The 15812-nt window shown below is 55.5% G+C and carries 16 protein-coding genes; 14 read left to right on the plus strand and 2 right to left on the minus strand.

What is annotated here, in order from left to right:
• Window positions 1–8 precede the first annotated feature (8 nt).
• Window positions 9–989: an NADPH:quinone oxidoreductase family protein gene (locus D3870_RS07500; protein WP_119737951.1), complete on the minus strand. Its 981-nt coding sequence runs from the start codon at window positions 987–989 to the stop codon at window positions 9–11.
• A 108-nt stretch (window positions 990–1097) separates the two neighbouring features.
• On the opposite strand from D3870_RS07500, the gene surE reads away from it, so the two are divergent.
• The 6 genes from surE (at window position 1098) to rlmD (ending at window position 6945) form a co-directional block, all read left to right on the plus strand.
• On the plus strand, window positions 1098–1835 hold the full coding sequence (gene surE, locus D3870_RS07505) for a 5'/3'-nucleotidase SurE (protein ID WP_119737953.1): 738 nt from the start codon (window positions 1098–1100) through the stop codon (window positions 1833–1835).
• Window positions 1832–2692 carry a protein-L-isoaspartate(D-aspartate) O-methyltransferase gene (locus tag D3870_RS07510; protein ID WP_119737955.1) on the plus strand — a complete coding sequence of 287 codons (861 nt, stop codon included), beginning with the start codon at window positions 1832–1834 and terminating at the stop codon, window positions 2690–2692. The genes surE and D3870_RS07510 overlap by 4 nt, the downstream gene beginning before the upstream one ends.
• A 61-nt stretch (window positions 2693–2753) precedes the next feature.
• Window positions 2754–3728, plus strand: coding sequence for a peptidoglycan DD-metalloendopeptidase family protein (locus tag D3870_RS07515; protein ID WP_119737956.1), 975 nt, complete (start codon window positions 2754–2756; stop codon window positions 3726–3728).
• Complete coding sequence (rpoS, locus tag D3870_RS07520) at window positions 3729–4757, plus strand: RNA polymerase sigma factor RpoS (RefSeq protein ID WP_119737958.1); 1029 nt, start codon at window positions 3729–3731, stop codon at window positions 4755–4757.
• Complete coding sequence (locus D3870_RS07525) at window positions 4754–5539, plus strand: 3'-5' exonuclease (protein WP_119737960.1); 786 nt, start codon at window positions 4754–4756, stop codon at window positions 5537–5539. Before rpoS ends, D3870_RS07525 begins: the two co-directional genes overlap by 4 nt.
• A 62-nt stretch (window positions 5540–5601) precedes the next feature.
• On the plus strand, window positions 5602–6945 hold the full coding sequence (rlmD, locus tag D3870_RS07530; protein ID WP_119737962.1) for a 23S rRNA (uracil(1939)-C(5))-methyltransferase RlmD: 1344 nt from the start codon (window positions 5602–5604) through the stop codon (window positions 6943–6945).
• Between the two features lie 61 nt (window positions 6946–7006).
• Here rlmD and D3870_RS07535 read toward each other — a convergent pair whose 3' ends face one another.
• The gene (locus D3870_RS07535; protein ID WP_119737964.1) at window positions 7007–7699 is read right to left on the minus strand and encodes a Bax inhibitor-1/YccA family protein; all 693 of its coding nucleotides are present in this window, start codon (window positions 7697–7699) and stop codon (window positions 7007–7009) included.
• 210 nt (window positions 7700–7909) lie between these two features.
• Between D3870_RS07535 and ndk the strand changes: the two genes are divergently transcribed.
• From ndk to bamB, 8 genes are read left to right on the plus strand one after another with little or no spacing between them, the layout of a single operon-like run.
• Window positions 7910–8335 (plus strand): nucleoside-diphosphate kinase, encoded by a 426-nt coding sequence (gene ndk / locus D3870_RS07540; RefSeq protein WP_119737965.1) that lies wholly within the window; start codon window positions 7910–7912, stop codon window positions 8333–8335.
• A 59-nt stretch (window positions 8336–8394) separates the two neighbouring features.
• A complete protein-coding gene (gene rlmN, locus D3870_RS07545) occupies window positions 8395–9564 on the plus strand; it encodes a dual-specificity RNA methyltransferase RlmN (RefSeq protein WP_119737967.1) in 1170 nt (389 codons plus the stop codon).
• A gap of 2 nt (window positions 9565–9566) precedes the next feature.
• A complete protein-coding gene (pilW, locus tag D3870_RS07550) occupies window positions 9567–10361 on the plus strand; it encodes a type IV pilus biogenesis/stability protein PilW (protein ID WP_119737969.1) in 795 nt (264 codons plus the stop codon).
• Window positions 10354–11313, plus strand: a complete 960-nt coding sequence (locus D3870_RS07555) for a helix-turn-helix domain-containing protein (RefSeq protein WP_158590405.1) — start codon at window positions 10354–10356, stop codon at window positions 11311–11313. The genes pilW and D3870_RS07555 overlap by 8 nt, the downstream gene beginning before the upstream one ends.
• A gap of 7 nt (window positions 11314–11320) precedes the next feature.
• The gene (ispG, locus tag D3870_RS07560; RefSeq protein WP_119741812.1) at window positions 11321–12592 is read left to right on the plus strand and encodes a flavodoxin-dependent (E)-4-hydroxy-3-methylbut-2-enyl-diphosphate synthase; all 1272 of its coding nucleotides are present in this window, start codon (window positions 11321–11323) and stop codon (window positions 12590–12592) included.
• A 28-nt stretch (window positions 12593–12620) separates the two neighbouring features.
• Window positions 12621–13973, plus strand: coding sequence for a histidine--tRNA ligase (hisS, locus tag D3870_RS07565; RefSeq protein WP_119737973.1), 1353 nt, complete (start codon window positions 12621–12623; stop codon window positions 13971–13973).
• Window positions 13974–13985: 12 nt separating this feature from the next.
• Window positions 13986–14636: a YfgM family protein gene (locus D3870_RS07570; protein WP_119737975.1), complete on the plus strand. Its 651-nt coding sequence runs from the start codon at window positions 13986–13988 to the stop codon at window positions 14634–14636.
• Window positions 14637–14655: 19 nt separating this feature from the next.
• Window positions 14656–15807, plus strand: coding sequence for an outer membrane protein assembly factor BamB (bamB, locus tag D3870_RS07575; protein ID WP_119737977.1), 1152 nt, complete (start codon window positions 14656–14658; stop codon window positions 15805–15807).
• The last annotated feature ends 5 nt before the right edge of the window (window positions 15808–15812 follow it).

Consider the following 15812-nt stretch of genomic DNA (forward strand, 5'->3'; position numbering starts at 1 on the left):
GTTTTCATTCAGCGCTGCGGCTGAATCACGATTTTCCCTGTTACCTTGCGCGCGGCCATGTCGTTCAGCGCCTGTGGTGTTTCCGCCAGCGCGTAACGTCCGGAGATATGCGGCTTGACCTTGCCTTCGGCCATCCAGGTCATCAGTTCGCGCATTGCTGCGGCATTGGCCTTTGGCTCGCGCTTGGTGAATTCACCCCAGAACACGCCGACCAATGAGGCGCCCTTCAGCAGCGGCAAGTTCAACGGCAATTTCGGAATCTCGCCATTGGCAAACCCGATGACGAGATAACGGCCGCGCCAGGCAATCGAGCGGAACGCCGGCTCCGCGTATATTCCGCCCACCGGATCGTAAATGACGTCGGGTCCCTTGCCGTCGGTGGCGGCCTTGATTGCTTCACGCAGGTCCTGCGTGCTGTAGTTGATCGTGGCATCGGCTCCATGCGCCTTGCACACTTCCAGCTTCTCATCGGTCGATGCGGCCGCGATGACACGTGCGCCAAGCGCTTTGCCGATTTCAATGGCAGCGAGGCCGACGCCGCCCGCTGCACCGAGGACCAGCATGGTTTCCCCCGCTTTCAGTTGCGCCCGATCCGCCACTGCGTGATGCGAAGTTCCATAGGTGAGCGTCACTGCTGCTGCTGTGTCGAAGTCCATCCCCGGCGGCATCGGCATGACCATCTGAACCGGTACCGCAATCTGCTGCGCGAACGCGCCCTGAGTCGCGAAAGCCAGCACCTTGTCACCCGCCTTGAAAGTCGTCACACCGTCGCCAACGGTGCGTACCACGCCGGCGAGTTCGTTACCGGGTGTGAAAGGCAGTTCGGGTTTGAACTGATACTTGTTTTGAATGATCAGCACGTCCGGGAAGTTGACACCTGCAGCATGGATGTCGATAACAACCTGACCCGGGCCGGGAACGATATCCGGGAGCTCCTCAACAACCAGAGTATCGGGCAGGCCCCAAGCCTTGCAGAGGACAGCTTTCATGTAGTCTCCTTGTGTTTATAAAAACGAACGGTCGTTTTATTCTAGGCGTATGCCACAAAATGTCAATATCTGTAAAGCTCAAAAGATTGCTTCGGGTAAAATCGACTTATGAAAATTCTTATCAGCAATGACGATGGTTATCTTGCGCCAGGTGTGATCGCATTGGCCGAGACACTCACGCCGATTGCCGAAATTATCGTTGTCTCGCCGGACAGCAATCGCTCCGGCAGCTCCAATTCCCTGACGCTCGATCGACCGCTTTCTGTTTATCAGGCAGCCAATGGTTTTCATTTCGTGAATGGCACGCCGACCGACTGTGTCCATGTGGCGTTGACTGGCGGCCTGTCATTCAAGCCAGATCTGGTAGTGTCAGGCATCAACCAAGGGCAGAACATGGGCGACGATACACTTTACTCCGGTACTGTTGCCGCTGCGACTGAAGGATTTCTGTTCGGCATTCCTGCCATTGCTTTCTCCCAAGTGGAGAAAGGATGGGCGCACCTCGACTCTGCGGCGAAAATTGCGAGAGAGATCGTGGAACGCAACTTCGACATGTTGCAAAAACCTTATCTTCTCAATGTGAACATTCCCAATTTGCCGCACGAGCAGATCAAAGGAATTATGGCAACGCGTCTGGGCAAACGGCATGAATCGGAGCCGGTAATCAAGACACACGATCCACATGGCCGCGACATCTTCTGGATAGGGCCTTCGGGCAAGGAAAAGGATGCAGGGGAGGGTACGGATTTTCATGCCGTGGCACACGGCTTCGTCTCGATCACACCGCTGCAGGTGGACTTGACGCACACGGCACAGCTGAATGTGCTCAAGAAGGGATTGTCATGACAGAACGAGGCAAGCGCTTTCCGCTGTCATTGTCATCCGTGGTCGAAAAGCCGGCCAAGTCAGCACAGACCCCACGTGCATCGTTGAACAATGTTGCAACACCTCAAACAGCCACAAAGAATGCTGCGCAACATCTGACGCGGCCATCTCCAGTTGCGAATGCGCATACCAGATCGATGCCGCAGCCGGCAGTGCCGGTCGCATCACAACGACCGCTGGTATCGGATGCAATCCGGGCGGCGATGGTGGCGCGTGTCGCCAAGCAGGGAGTCAGGGATGGCAAGGTGCTGGCAGCGATGGAAGCGGTGCCGCGGCACATGTTTGTGGAGCCGGGCCTGTCGGGTCAGGCCTACGTTGATGCCTCCCTGCCGATCGGCCACCATCAGACGATTTCCCAGCCATATATCGTGGCCCGCATGATCGAGGTCATGCGCGATAACGGCAATGGCGGCGAACTGAGCCGCGTGCTTGAAATTGGGACGGGCTGTGGTTATCAGGCTGCCGTGCTGTCGCTTGTGGCGAAAGAAGTGTATTCAATAGAGCGCATCAAGCCGCTTCACGAATTGGCAAAATCGAACTTGCGTCCGCTGCGCATCGCCAATATCCGCTTGCATTATGGAGATGGTATGCTAGGGCTTCCGCAAGCAGGGCCTTTCGACGGCATCATTCTGGCCGCAGCCGGCCTGGAAGTGCCGCGAACGCTGCTGGAGCAGATGAGTGTCGGCGGCCGCCTGGTGGCACCTGTCGGCGAGCGTCATCAAGTGCTGCAACTGATCGAGCGCGTCAGTAAATTCGAGTGGACCAATGTCACACTGGAAGCCTGTCACTTTGTTCCGCTGCGCCCGGGCGTTGTTTGAAGCCGGTTCCATCGGTCTGCCGCCCAACCATGCCGCAGCCCCGACAATTGAATGTATGAGAATGAAAAAAGCACGTTTAGTATGCATTGCAATCCTGCCCGGCCTGATCGCCGCCTGTAGCACCACTCGTCACTCGGCTCCCGTGGTGGACCGGGCTGCCGGTGCCAAAACGGCCGAAGTGCCGAAGACCGCCCCAACCGCTCTTGGCGCGCCGAAGCAAATGGATGGCAAAGGCTTCTATACAGTCAAAAAAGGCGACACTCTGCATCAGATCGCATATGAGTTCGGTCAGAATTACCGCGATCTGGTTGCATGGAATAATCTTGCCAATCCCAATGACATCAAGGTGGATCAAGTATTGCGTGTATCCCCGCCCGACCAAGGCGCGGCAGGCGGTGTGCAAGTCGGCAGCGTCGCTGCAACATCCGGTGTCGAGGTAAGGCCGCTGTCGCAAACTGGCGTCTCGGCGAATGGCTCTGCACCAAACAAGACTGCACCTCGCGGAGAGAAACGACCATATTCCGACGGTACTCTGGCCGAAATGCAAAAACCGGAGGGGGCGGCTGGCGCGACTCCAGCGGCCACTGCGAAGGCCGAAGCGCCAAAGTTGTCGGATGCGAAGCTTGCGGAAAAACACTCGGATCCACAGAGCAATGCGGCAGTGGATGATGAGGGGATAGCATGGATCTGGCCTGCCGACGGCAAGGTCATTTCACACTTTAGCGATGGCAAGAAAGGCATCGATATTGCCGGCAAACTCGGACAGCCTGTTGTGGCAGCGGGCTCGGGCAAGGTCTTGTATGCGGGCAGTGGAATTCGCGGATACGGGAACCTGGTGATCGTAAAACACACCAATAGCTTGTTGTCCGCGTATGCGCATAACAAAACCATCTTTGTAAAAGAGGATCAAACTGTTAACAAAGGCCAAAAGATTGCAGAGATGGGGAACTCTGATACTGATGCGGTGAAACTCCACTTTGAAATTCGGCAGCAAGGCAAACCCGTTGATCCATCAAAATTTCTGCCAAACCGCTAAATGACACGAATCCCCCACGATCCACTCAATGATGAAGCGCCGTCGGACGATTTGGCCGATGATATTTCGCTGAATTCGGCTGACGACGCAGACGGTGCGCTTGTCGATGGGGGCGTTGAGGCCGATCGGATAGGTGGGGACGTTGCCGTAGCCGATCCGGTGGACGAATTGAAAACCGTATTGGCCGCAGAGCTGTCAACGGACACGACCCAGCACTACCTCAATCAGATCGGTGCACGTCCATTGCTGACAGTGGCAGAAGAAGTCCATTACGCCACACTCGCAAAGCGCGGGGAATTTGACGCAAGGCAAAAGATGATCGAGCACAACCTGCGTCTCGTGGTTTCGATTGCCAAACATTACATCAACCGCGGCGTGGTGCTGCTCGACTTGATCGAGGAAGGCAATCTTGGTCTGATGCGCGCGATCGACAAGTTCGAGCCAGAGCGCGGTTTTCGTTTTTCGACCTATGCAACCTGGTGGATACGCCAGAGCATCGAACGCGCGATCATGAACCAGGCACGCACCGTACGATTGCCGGTCCACATGGTGCGTGAGTTGAATCAGATCTTGCGCGCCAAGTATCACCTCGAGGCGCAGCACCACGATGGCAAGGATGCGACCGCAGAAGACATTGCACACCTGGTCGATCGACCTGTGGAGGATGTGCAGGATATTCTTGCATTGTCGGAGCATGCGACCTCGCTCGACGCGCCGCTGGACAACGACCCGCAGGCCAGCTTGATGGACATGCTGCCGGGCGATGCCGCAGACGGTCCCGATTCCCGTGCCGAGCACCATGAAATGACAGTGCTCGTGCGCGACTGGCTGAAGAAGCTGCCGGACAAACAGCGCATCGTCATCATTCGGCGATTCGGTCTGGACAATGACGATCCTGCGACGCTTGAAGAGCTGGCTGCAGAGATGAGCGTTACCCGTGAACGCGTACGCCAAATTCAGCAAGAGGCCTTGGTCAAACTCAAGCGCGCCTTGACTGCGCGCGGTGTCGGCAAGGACGCATTGTTGTGATTCCTGTTTTGGTGTTCGACATCGAGACGATTCCCGATGTGACGGGTTTGCGTGCGCTGAACAATCATCCTGCATCGATGACGGATGCGGATGTTGCCGCTGCTGCGTTCGCGGCCCGGCGCGAGAAGAGTGGCACTGACTTCCTCCAGCATCACCTGCACAAGATTGCCGCCATATCCTGCGCGTTCCGCGATGATGATGGTTTCAGGGTACGCTCGTTGGGAAACCTGGAGGATCAGGAAGGAAAACTCGTTCAGGATTTTTTCCGCATCATCGACAAATACTCGCCGCAGCTGGTGTCGTGGAATGGCGGCGGATTTGATTTGCCGGTCCTGCACTATCGCGCCATGATCAACGGCGTGGTCGCGTCGCGCTACTGGGAAATGGGTGATGACGATCGCGAGTTCAAATGGAATAATTATCTGAGCCGTTATCACACTCGGCACCTCGACTTGATGGATCTGCTGGCGCTTTATACCGGTCGTGCAAATGCACCCCTGGATGAACTGGCAAAATTATGCGGTTTCCCCGGCAAGCTCGGCGTCGATGGCTCTCAGGTCTGGAATCTGCACCAGGACGGACGCCTGAGCGAAATCCGTGACTATTGCGAGACGGATGTGGTCAATACGTATCTCGTCTACTGCCGTTTTCAACTGATGCGAGGCACCCTTGCGAAGGCCGCATACGACGCTGAAGTGGCTTTGGTGCGATCCGCGCTCTCATCTTTGGATGGCGCGCATTGGAAAGAATATCTGGCCGCATGGCCGGCACCGCAGTCTTGAACCACACTGATTAATTTTTCAATTCCCGGGCGATAAGCGCCCGACATGTCTACATAATCCATATGCAGCACCAACTTATCGATATCGAGTCGCTCGACATGGAAGCTCGCGGCATCGGCCATCTGAAGAACGAAGACGGCACGCAGGGCAAAGTCATTTTCGTGGAAGGAGCCTTGCCCGGCGAGAGAGTCGGCTTTCAGTCGTTCCGCCGCAAACCCAAATGGGAAGCAGCGACAATGACCGAATTGCATAACGAGTCGTCCTTGCGGGTCAAGCCGCAATGCACTTATTTCGGCACATGCGGCGGCTGCGCGATGCAGCACCTGGAGCCTTCCGCGCAGGTCGCCATCAAGCAGCGTGTTCTGGAAGATAACCTCTGGCACCTCTCCAAGGTGCGCGCCGAAACGATGATGCGACCGATCTATGGCCCGACATGGGGATATCGCTTTCGGGCGCGTCTGTCGGTTCGCAACGTACGCAAGAAAGGCGGCGTCCTCGTCGGTTTCCATGAGCGGAAATCATCCTATGTCGCCGACATGGAAACCTGTGAAATCCTGCCGCCTCACGTTTCCGCCATGCTGGTGCCACTGCGCCGCCTGGTCGAGTCGCTGACAATCTTCGAGCAAATACCACAGATGGAATTGGCTGTTGGCGAAGACGTCACTGCGCTGGTGTTGCGCATCATGGCGCCGTTGACCGGAGAGGACAAGGAGAAGCTCACCGCGTTTGCGGATCAATACCGGATTCAATGGTGGTTGCAACCCAAGGGGCTGGACACGATTTATCCGTTCTATCCGACGGATGTGCAACTGCATTATCTGCTGCCGGAGTTCGGCGTGAAGATGCCATTCAAGCCAACCGATTTCACGCAGGTCAATCATCAAATCAATCGTGTGCTGGTTGCACGTGCGCTGCGTCTGCTCGATGTGCAGCCGAACGAGCGGGTTGCAGACTTGTTTTGCGGCTTGGGGAATTTCACTTTGCCGCTTGCGACCCAGGCAAAAGAAGTTGTCGGAATCGAAGGCAGCACGACACTCACGGAACGCGCTCTCGAGAATGCCCGCACAAACGGACTTGCAGGAAAAACCATCTTTTACAGCCGTAATTTATTTGAGGCAAAGGCCGAGGATCTGGTCGCGCTAGGCAAGTTTGACCGCATGTTGATCGATCCTCCTCGCGAAGGTGCGGTCGCGGTCTGCCAGGCAATTGCCGCTCTCGATGCCGACAATGCGCATCTGAAACCCAAGCGCATCGTCTATGTATCTTGCAATCCTGCCACCCTCGCACGCGATGCGGGTTTGCTGGTGCATCAGGCTGGGTATGTATTGAAACAAGCGGGTGTGGTGAATATGTTCCCTCACACGGCGCATGTCGAGTCGATGGCGGTATTCGATTTGGCTGGTTAGTGCGAAGCCCACGAAAAAAAAGCCGACTTCGCGTCGGCTTTTTTCTGCATCTGTTTTTACTTCAGTCGCGATCGCCGCCAAAAATGCCAAGCAGGGCCAGCAAGTTGGTGAAGATGTTGTACACATCAAGATAGATCGCGAGAGTGGCCGAAATATAGTTCGTTTCGCCACCATTGATGATCTGTTGTACGTCAAACAGGATATAGGCGGAGAAGATCGCGATTGCCAGCACGGAAACGGCCAAGTACAACGCGGGGATCTGCAAAAAAATGTTGGCGGCCGCAGCGACCAGGATCACGAGAACACCCGCAAACAACCATTTTCCCAACCCGGAAAAATCGCGTTTCGACACGGTTGCGACAGTCGCCATTGTCGCGAAAATCGCCGCAGTTCCGCCAAAGGCTGTCATGATCAGCGATGCTCCGTTGGAGAAGCCGAGGATTTGGCCAATCAGACGCGACAGCATCAGCCCCATGAAGAAGGTGAAGCCCAACAGGACGGCAACACCAATGCCCGAGTTCTTGGTCTTCTCAATCGCGTAGAAAAATCCGAATGCAACCGCGAGAAAGACCATGAACCCGACGAATGGACTGCCGGCGAAGAAGGTAAATTCAAACTGAACACCAAGCCACGCGCCAAGTACAGTCGGAATCATCGACAGCGCGAGTAGCCAATAGGTATTGCGCAGCACGCGATTGCGAGTGATCAGCGATTCAGCGGATGTAGTAAAAGTATGTTGCAGGTTCTGGTCCATGTTGCCTCCGGATACGATTGTCAGATGCAGGGCATTTCAAAAAAACAAGGCACCCTATTAAAACATAAGATAGCGATATTGAAGCGAAGTTCTATATATGCAATTGCTTCCAATCTGACTCTTGGATGGGGGATTTCATGCTAAAATCAAAGGTTAGTTGAATTCCTTGTTACCAGCCTTAACCCTTTCTTTTTATTGGAGTTTTTACAGATGGCAATCGAACGTACACTGTCGATTATTAAACCTGACGCAGTCGCGAAAAACGTGATCGGTCAAATCTACGCCCGTTTTGAAAATGCTGGTTTGAAGGTCGTCGCGGCTCGCATGGTGCATTTGTCTCGTGCCGAAGCCGAAGGCTTCTACGCGGTACATCGCGAGCGCCCTTTTTTCAAGGATCTGGTGGACTTCATGATTTCCGGTCCGGTCATGGTTCAGGCGCTGGAAGGCGAAAACGCCATCGCCAAGAATCGTGAACTGATGGGCGCAACCGATCCGAAGAAGGCTGAGAAAGGCACGATTCGCGCGGATTTCGCCGATTCCATCGATGCGAACGCTGTACACGGCTCCGACGCTGCTGAAACCGCGCAAGTGGAAGTTGCCTACTTTTTTCCGGCATTGAACGTTTATTCCCGCTGATTCTGACGCCGTCCCGCTTGCTCCCACACACAGCATGGACGGCACAATGAGATTATTCGATGACGGCTCTTACCAATCTGCTGGATCTTGATCCCGCGCAACTCGTCGCCTACTGCGGGGAGTTGGGTGAGAAGCCGTTTCGCGCAAAACAATTGCAGCGCTGGATTCATCAGTTCGGTGCCAGTGATTTTGACGCGATGACCGATTTGGCGAAATCCTTGCGCGAAAAGCTCAAGGTTCGCGCCACCATCGCCGCACCCTCGATCATCAGTGACCATACTTCCGCCGACGGCACGCGAAAGTGGCTGGTGGATGTCGGGCAGGGCAATGCGGTCGAAACTGTATTCATTCCCGAAGAAAACCGCGGCACGCTATGCGTTTCAACGCAAGCGGGCTGTGCAGTCAATTGCAGGTTCTGCTCAACCGGCAAGCAAGGCTTCAGTCGGAATCTGATGGTTGGCGAAATCATCGGCCAACTCTGGATGGCGGAATTCGAGTTGCGCAAGACGAAAGGCGTTGAACCGGGGCCGAAGGGCGAGCGCCAGATCACGAATGTCGTGATGATGGGCATGGGTGAGCCATTGCTCAACTTTGAGCCGACAGTGACCGCATTGAAGCTGATGCTGGACGATAACGCTTACGGATTGTCCCGGCGTCGAGTGACACTATCGACGAGTGGCGTCGTGCCCATGATCGATAAATTGGCGCAAGAGTGTCCGGTTGCGCTGGCGGTGTCGCTGCATGCCTCGAACAATGGTTTGCGCGACGGCCTTGTACCTCTGAACAAAAAGTACCCACTTGAAGACTTGATGGCAGCATGCAAGCGTTATCTTGCATACGCGCCGCGCGATTTCATTACTTTCGAATATTGCATGCTGGATGGCGTCAACGACACTGACAAGCATGCACGCGAACTGGTAGCGCTAGTACAAAACAGCGCCAATCCGGTGCCTTGCAAATTCAATCTTATTCCCTTCAATCCCTTTCCTGAGTCTGGTCTGCTGCGCTCCAACAATGCGCGCATCAAGGCGTTTGCACAGATTTTGATCGATGCGGGAATTGTCACCACCATCAGAAAAACGCGCGGAGATGACATCGATGCGGCCTGCGGTCAGCTGGCGGGAGAGGTGCAGGACCGTACACATGTGCAGGAGCGGATGCAAAAGATGGTTGAATACCAGAAGAAGTTCGGCAAGAACTTTGGCCGCATCGTGGAGATATCTACGTGAGAATGACTTGGCAATGCTCCGCGCTCGCCGCCATGGCTGTGTTCACTCTGATGTTGAGCGGCTGCGCATTGAATCCTTCCAGTGCCTCACAAAGTGAATTACCGACCAGTTTGGAGCAGACCGACAATCAACACCGGGCGCGCATTCGGTTGCAATTGGCGGTTGGATACTACGAGCAGCGTCAAATGACGGTCGCGTTGGATGAAGTGCGGCAGGCACTTCAGGCGGATCCGAATTTTGCCGATGCTTACAGTGTGCGCGGCTTGATTTACATGGATATAGGGGAGAATCGACTGGCGGAAGAAAACTTTCTGCATGCGATCAAGTTGTCCCCGAATAATCCGGATTTCAATAACAATTACGGGTGGTTCCTTTGCCAAAACGCGCGAGAGCGTCAATCCATCTCGTACTTTGAGGGAGCGCTGAAGAGTCGCGCTTATCAATCTCCGGCCAAGGCGCTCAATAATGCAGGAGTGTGCAGTCTGAAGGTGCAGGACAAGGCGGCAGCGGAAAAGTATTTTTCGCAAGCGTTCCAGTACGAACCGGGCAATGCGTCCACGAATGTCAATCTCGCAAAGCTCTATTACGAACAGCGTGATTACGAACGCGCGCGGTTTTATGCCGACCGCGTGGTGAAAACGGATGGCGCGCAGGCAGACGCTTTGTGGCTGGCTATCAAGATCGAGCGCAAACGCGGCGATCGGACAGCTGAGTCCAGTCTCGCAACCCAATTGCGACGCCGATATCCAAATTCCGTGGAATATGCCGCTTATCAGCGTGGAGCTTTTGATGAGTGATCAGGAAGTGAATGCATCTATGGCATCGGACCTTGACGTAGGTGTTGCCAGCGAGAGCAAGACGCCCGGCGCGCAGCTTGCGGCCGTTCGGCAATCCCATGGCTGGTCGGTTGAACAGGTGGCGAGCCAGCTCAATTTGGCACCGCGTCAAATACATGCAATAGAAAGCGATGACTATGCAGCGCTGCCCGGCATGCCGATTGCGCGCGGCTTTATTCGGGCCTATGCGAAGTTGCTGAAGGTTGATGCCGTGCCGTTGCTGGCAACAATTTCGGGCGATGCGGCAGTTGCCAATGAAGGCATTACGCCGCCGAGAACATTGTCGATGCCGTTTGCTGAAACACGCTTGCCCACCATGGTGAGCCGACAGGGGTTTTCTGGAAAAAGACTCACAGGCGTGCTCGCTGTTGTTGCACTTGTTGCCGGATTGGGAATGGCGCAGCAGTCCGGAAAATTAGGTGAAATGTTGCAGTCATTGACTTCTGCATTGGGTCACAGTGATGCTCTCGAATCCGTGTCGGCGCTTGCGTCAGCGACAGCACCCGCGCAAGCAGAGGTGACGGTTCCTGTGAGCGTCGAGAGTCTGTCGACGGCTACCTCGACTGGAGGCGAGGCAGCAAATGTAGCTCCGGTGGTTGCGATGGCTGAATCTCCTGTCGAGGTTGCAACGACGGCGGACACTGTCGCTCCGACCATAGAAAAAACTGCGATGGAGCATGAAGCGCTGGTCCTGAAGGCTCATGCGGACTCCTGGATCGAAATCAAACGGCCCGATAACAGTATTGTGTTTTCGGGATTGGTAAAGGCGGGAAAGACTGAAACAATCGATTTGCCAGGGCCTGTTTCGCTGGTCATTGGCAATGCGTCAGGTGTTGATGCGAGTTTGCGCGGTACTTCACTCGAGCTAAAGGCGAATACAAGCAGCAATGTCGCTCGCCTGAATTTGAAATGAGATGAAGATGTCGTCCGTGAATTCCCCAATTGCATCCGGTCCGCTTTCCCGCCGTAAAGGGCGCATGGTGACAATTCGTCATGGCTTGCGCGAAATTGATGTTGGCGGCATTGCACCGATTGTCGTCCAGTCGATGACGAACACCGATACTGCAGATGTGATTGCGACCGCGATTCAGGTGAAGGACCTGGCGCGCGCGGGTTCAGAGCTGGTACGTATTACCGTGAACAATCCTGAAGCGGCGGCGGCGGTGCCGGCCATTCGGGAACAGTTGGACAAGATGGGCGTTGATGTTCCTTTGGTAGGGGACTTTCACTATAACGGTCATAAACTCCTCAAGGACTACCCGGAGTGCGCCCAGGCGCTGTCGAAATATCGAATCAATCCGGGCAATGTGGGGCAGGGGGCCAAGCGCGACATGCAGTTCGCGCAAATGATCGAGATCGCATGCCAGCATGACAAGCCGGTTCGCATTGGTGTGAATTGGGGCAGTCTTGACCAGGTGCTTCTTGCGCGCATCATGGACGAGAATGCGCAGCGTACCGAGCCTTGGTCCGCGCAGGCCGTCATGTACGAGGCGCTCGTTACCTCTGCCATTGAAAATGCGCAAAGAGCGGAAGAAGTCGGTTTGGCTGCCAACAAGATCATCTTGTCGTGCAAAGTCTCCGGTGTGCAGGACTTGATCGCGGTTTATCGTGAGCTTGCGCGTCGCGCCGATTATCCTTTGCACCTCGGCTTGACGGAAGCCGGCATGGGCAGCAAGGGGATCGTGGCATCGACTGCTGCGCTTGCTGTGCTGCTGCAGGAGGGCATCGGCGATACGATTCGTGTTTCATTGACGCCGGAACCGGGCGGTGACCGTACGAAAGAAGTCATTGTTGCACAGGAAATTCTGCAGACGATGGGATTGCGCAAGTTCACGCCCATGGTGATTGCGTGTCCGGGATGCGGACGAACGACCTCGACGGTTTTCCAGGAGCTTGCAGACAAGATTCAAACCTATTTGCGCGAGCAGATGCCGGCGTGGAAAGAGCAATACCGCGGCGTTGAAAGCATGAACGTCGCTGTGATGGGATGTATCGTCAACGGCCCTGGCGAATCCAAGCATGCAAACATCGGCATCAGTCTGCCGGGCACGGGTGAGTCTCCGGCCGCGCCGGTATTCATCGATGGTGAGAAAAGTGTCACGTTGCGCGGCGAGCGCATTGCTGAAGATTTCCAGGCCATCGTGCTGGACTATGTCAAAACTCGTTATGGAAAAGACGCTGCGACGTCTTGATCATGACGCCAACTGTTGTCTCAAAAGAATGTCTGAAAACAAGAAAGCAGAAAAAATCGTCGGCGTGAAAGGGATGAACGACATCCTGCCCGCGGATGCACCGCTGTGGGAGCTGTTTGAGAATACTGTGCAATCGGTATTGAAAAGCTATGGCTTCCAGCAAATCCGCACGCCCATTGTCGAGTCAACAGCGCTCTTTGCGCGCGGTTTGGGCGCGGTCACCGATATCGTCGAAAAAGAGATGTACTCGTTTGTCGATTCGATGAACGGCGACAACCTCACGCTGCGACCGGAAAGCACCGCCGGCGTGGTTCGTGCCGCGCTCGAACATAACTTGACATACGACGGGCCAAAGCGCCTGTGGTATGCCGGTCCGATGTTTCGCCATGAAAGGCCCCAGCGCGGCCGCTATCGTCAATTCCACCAGGTTGGAGCGGAAGCGCTCGGCTTCACCGGACCGGATATCGACGCGGAATTGATCATGCTGTGCCAACGGCTGTGGGATGACCTTGGTCTGCAAAACATCAAGCTGGAATTGAATTCAATTGGTAACGCGGATGAGCGGAACAGACATCGCGCCGATCTCGTCACTTACTTTGAGCAGCACAAAGACATGCTCGACAATGACGCCCAGCGCCGCCTCCATTCGAATCCGTTGCGCATCCTGGATACCAAAAACCCTGCTATGCAGGAGATGGTCAATGCGGCTCCGAAGCTGCTTGATTACCTTGGAGAGGATTCGCGTACGCATTTCGAAGGGGTGCAACGAATCCTGCGGCATAACAATATCCCCTTCACCATCAATTCACGCCTCGTGCGCGGCATGGATTACTACAACCGTACCGTATTCGAGTGGGTAACAGACCAGTTGGGCTCACAAGGTACGATATGCGGCGGAGGTCGTTATGACCCGTTGATCGAAATGTTCGGCGGCAAACCGACTCCGGCCTGCGGGTTTGCGATCGGCGTTGAGCGCTTGCTCGAACTGATGAAGGCCGCGGGTGAGCAGTTCACGCCGAATCAGTGCGACGTCTATGTGGCTCATCAGGGCGATGCCGCACAATTGCAGGCATTTCTCGTGGCAGAACGTCTGCGCGATGCCGGCCTCGATGTCGTTCTGCACTGTTCGTCGGCCGGCGCCGGCAGCAGCTTTAAATCGCAAATGAAACGCGCCGACGCAAGCGGTGCCGCCTTCGCAGTGATTCTGGGCGAAGACGAGATGGCAAAAGGCGTTGCCACCATCAAGGCAATGCGATTGGGCGAAGGCGAGAACAACCAGACTGCGGTTGCGCTCGACAATGTTGCCGATCACGTGCTTGACCAGATTGCCTGTGGCGGCGACTGCGACCATCCGGATCATAATCATCATCACCATCATTAATACGTTATCAACATGGCATACGATCTCGAAGAACAAGAACAACTAGCGTCCTTGAAGGCTTGGTGGGGCAAGTACGGCAACCTGTTGACGTGGGTGCTGATCATTGCCTTGGCGGGCTACGCGGCATGGATGGGCTGGAACTACTATCAGCGCAATCAATCGTTGCAGGCCTCGCAGTTGTATGACGAGATGCAGAAAGCGCTTGCGGCAAAAGACGTTGAGAAAGTGCAGCGTGCGGCAACTGACATGACTGACAGATTTGGCAGAACAGCCTACGCGCAAATGGGGGCCTTGGCGGCGGCCAAGGCTGCGTTCGACGCGAACGACTTGAAAACTGCCAAGGCTAGACTCCAGTGGGTCATTGATCATGGGCATGATGATGAATACAAGGCCATTGCGAAGGTTCGTCTGGCCGGGATTCTTCTTGACGAGAAAGCCTTTGATGAGGGCTTGAAGCTATTGTCACAAGAATTTCCTGCGCAGTTTGCAGGTGTGGTTGCCGATCGCAAGGGCGATATATTGGTCGGACAGAACAAACTCGAAGAAGCTCGTTCGGCATATCAGGTTGCACTGGATAAAACGGATCAAAAGAATCCAGCCCGCCAGTTGATTCAGTTGAAACTGGACGCGATCGGCGGAACACCTGCCAAAACCGTTGGTTAACCGGCAGTAAGGGGAGAAAATGCGCAGCGTACTGAAGCTCACTTGTATTGGGGCAATCGCAGTATTGGCGGGATGTTCGTCGTTGAATCCTTTCGCCAAAAAATCCGAACCACGCAATCCGCCGGCGGCATTGGTCGACTTTAAGCCGACGATGTCCGTTCGCACCGCATGGACGGCTTCCGTTGGCAATGCGGGTGCCTATTCATTTTCGCCTGTGCTGGCAAATGACAGTCTGTACGTTGCGGCTGCGGACGGTTCCGTGATGCGTGTCAGTCCGATCAACGGTCATCCCATGTGGCGCATCAACGCAGGCATGCCATTGACCGCGGGAGTGGGAAGTGACGGCGCGACTGTCGCGGTTGCGGGCGAGAAGGGCGTGCTGTTGGCATTCGATGCGGATGGCAAGCCGCGCTGGAAAGCGCAGGCCTCAAGCGAGATACTGTCCGCTCCGGCAGTAGGGCAGGGGCTTGTGGTTGTTCGCAGCTTGGACAATCGCATTGCTGCCTATGATGCCGAATCGGGGGTACGTCGGTGGGTTGCGCAACGCACGGTGCCACCGCTGACCTTGCGCACTGCGCCTGGAATCGTCATCGCGAACTCCACCGCATTTGTCGCGTTGCCAGGTGGCCGGCTTCTTGCCCTTGCCTTGTCGAATGGCGGCGCACGGTGGGAAGTGGCGGTCGGCGATCCGCGTGGAACGACTGAGCTGGAGCGTATTGCGGATATATCCGGTGCGCCGGTCGTCGCCGGACGCGATATTTGCGCCGTGGCATACCAAGGGCGGGTCGCGTGCTTCGATGTCGCTACGGGGCAGCCACGCTGGGCCAAGGAGTTATCCAGCGATGTCGGCCTGGGAATGGATGAGCGCTTCGTATTTGCCGCCGATGAGCGCGGTGCGGTGAGCGCGTTTTCGCGTGAAAGCGGCGCAGGCGTATGGCGAAACAACAAATTAGCCAATCGCGGTTTGTCGACTCCTGTCTCGTTTGGCCGCGCGATTGCGGTCGGCGATGCGCAGGGTTATGTACATTTCCTTTCACGCGAAGATGGGGCATTGCTCGCGCGTTCTGCGACGGATGGCAGTGCCATCATTGCAGCCTCGCCTCTGGTTGCCGGCTCGAACGTGATTTTTCAAACCAAAGCAGGAGCTGTGGTCGCGTTAGCGTCCGAGTAAGAATT

This window comes from Noviherbaspirillum cavernae, from assembly GCF_003590875.1.
Taxonomy (GTDB): Bacteria; Pseudomonadota; Gammaproteobacteria; order Burkholderiales; family Burkholderiaceae_D; genus Noviherbaspirillum; species Noviherbaspirillum cavernae.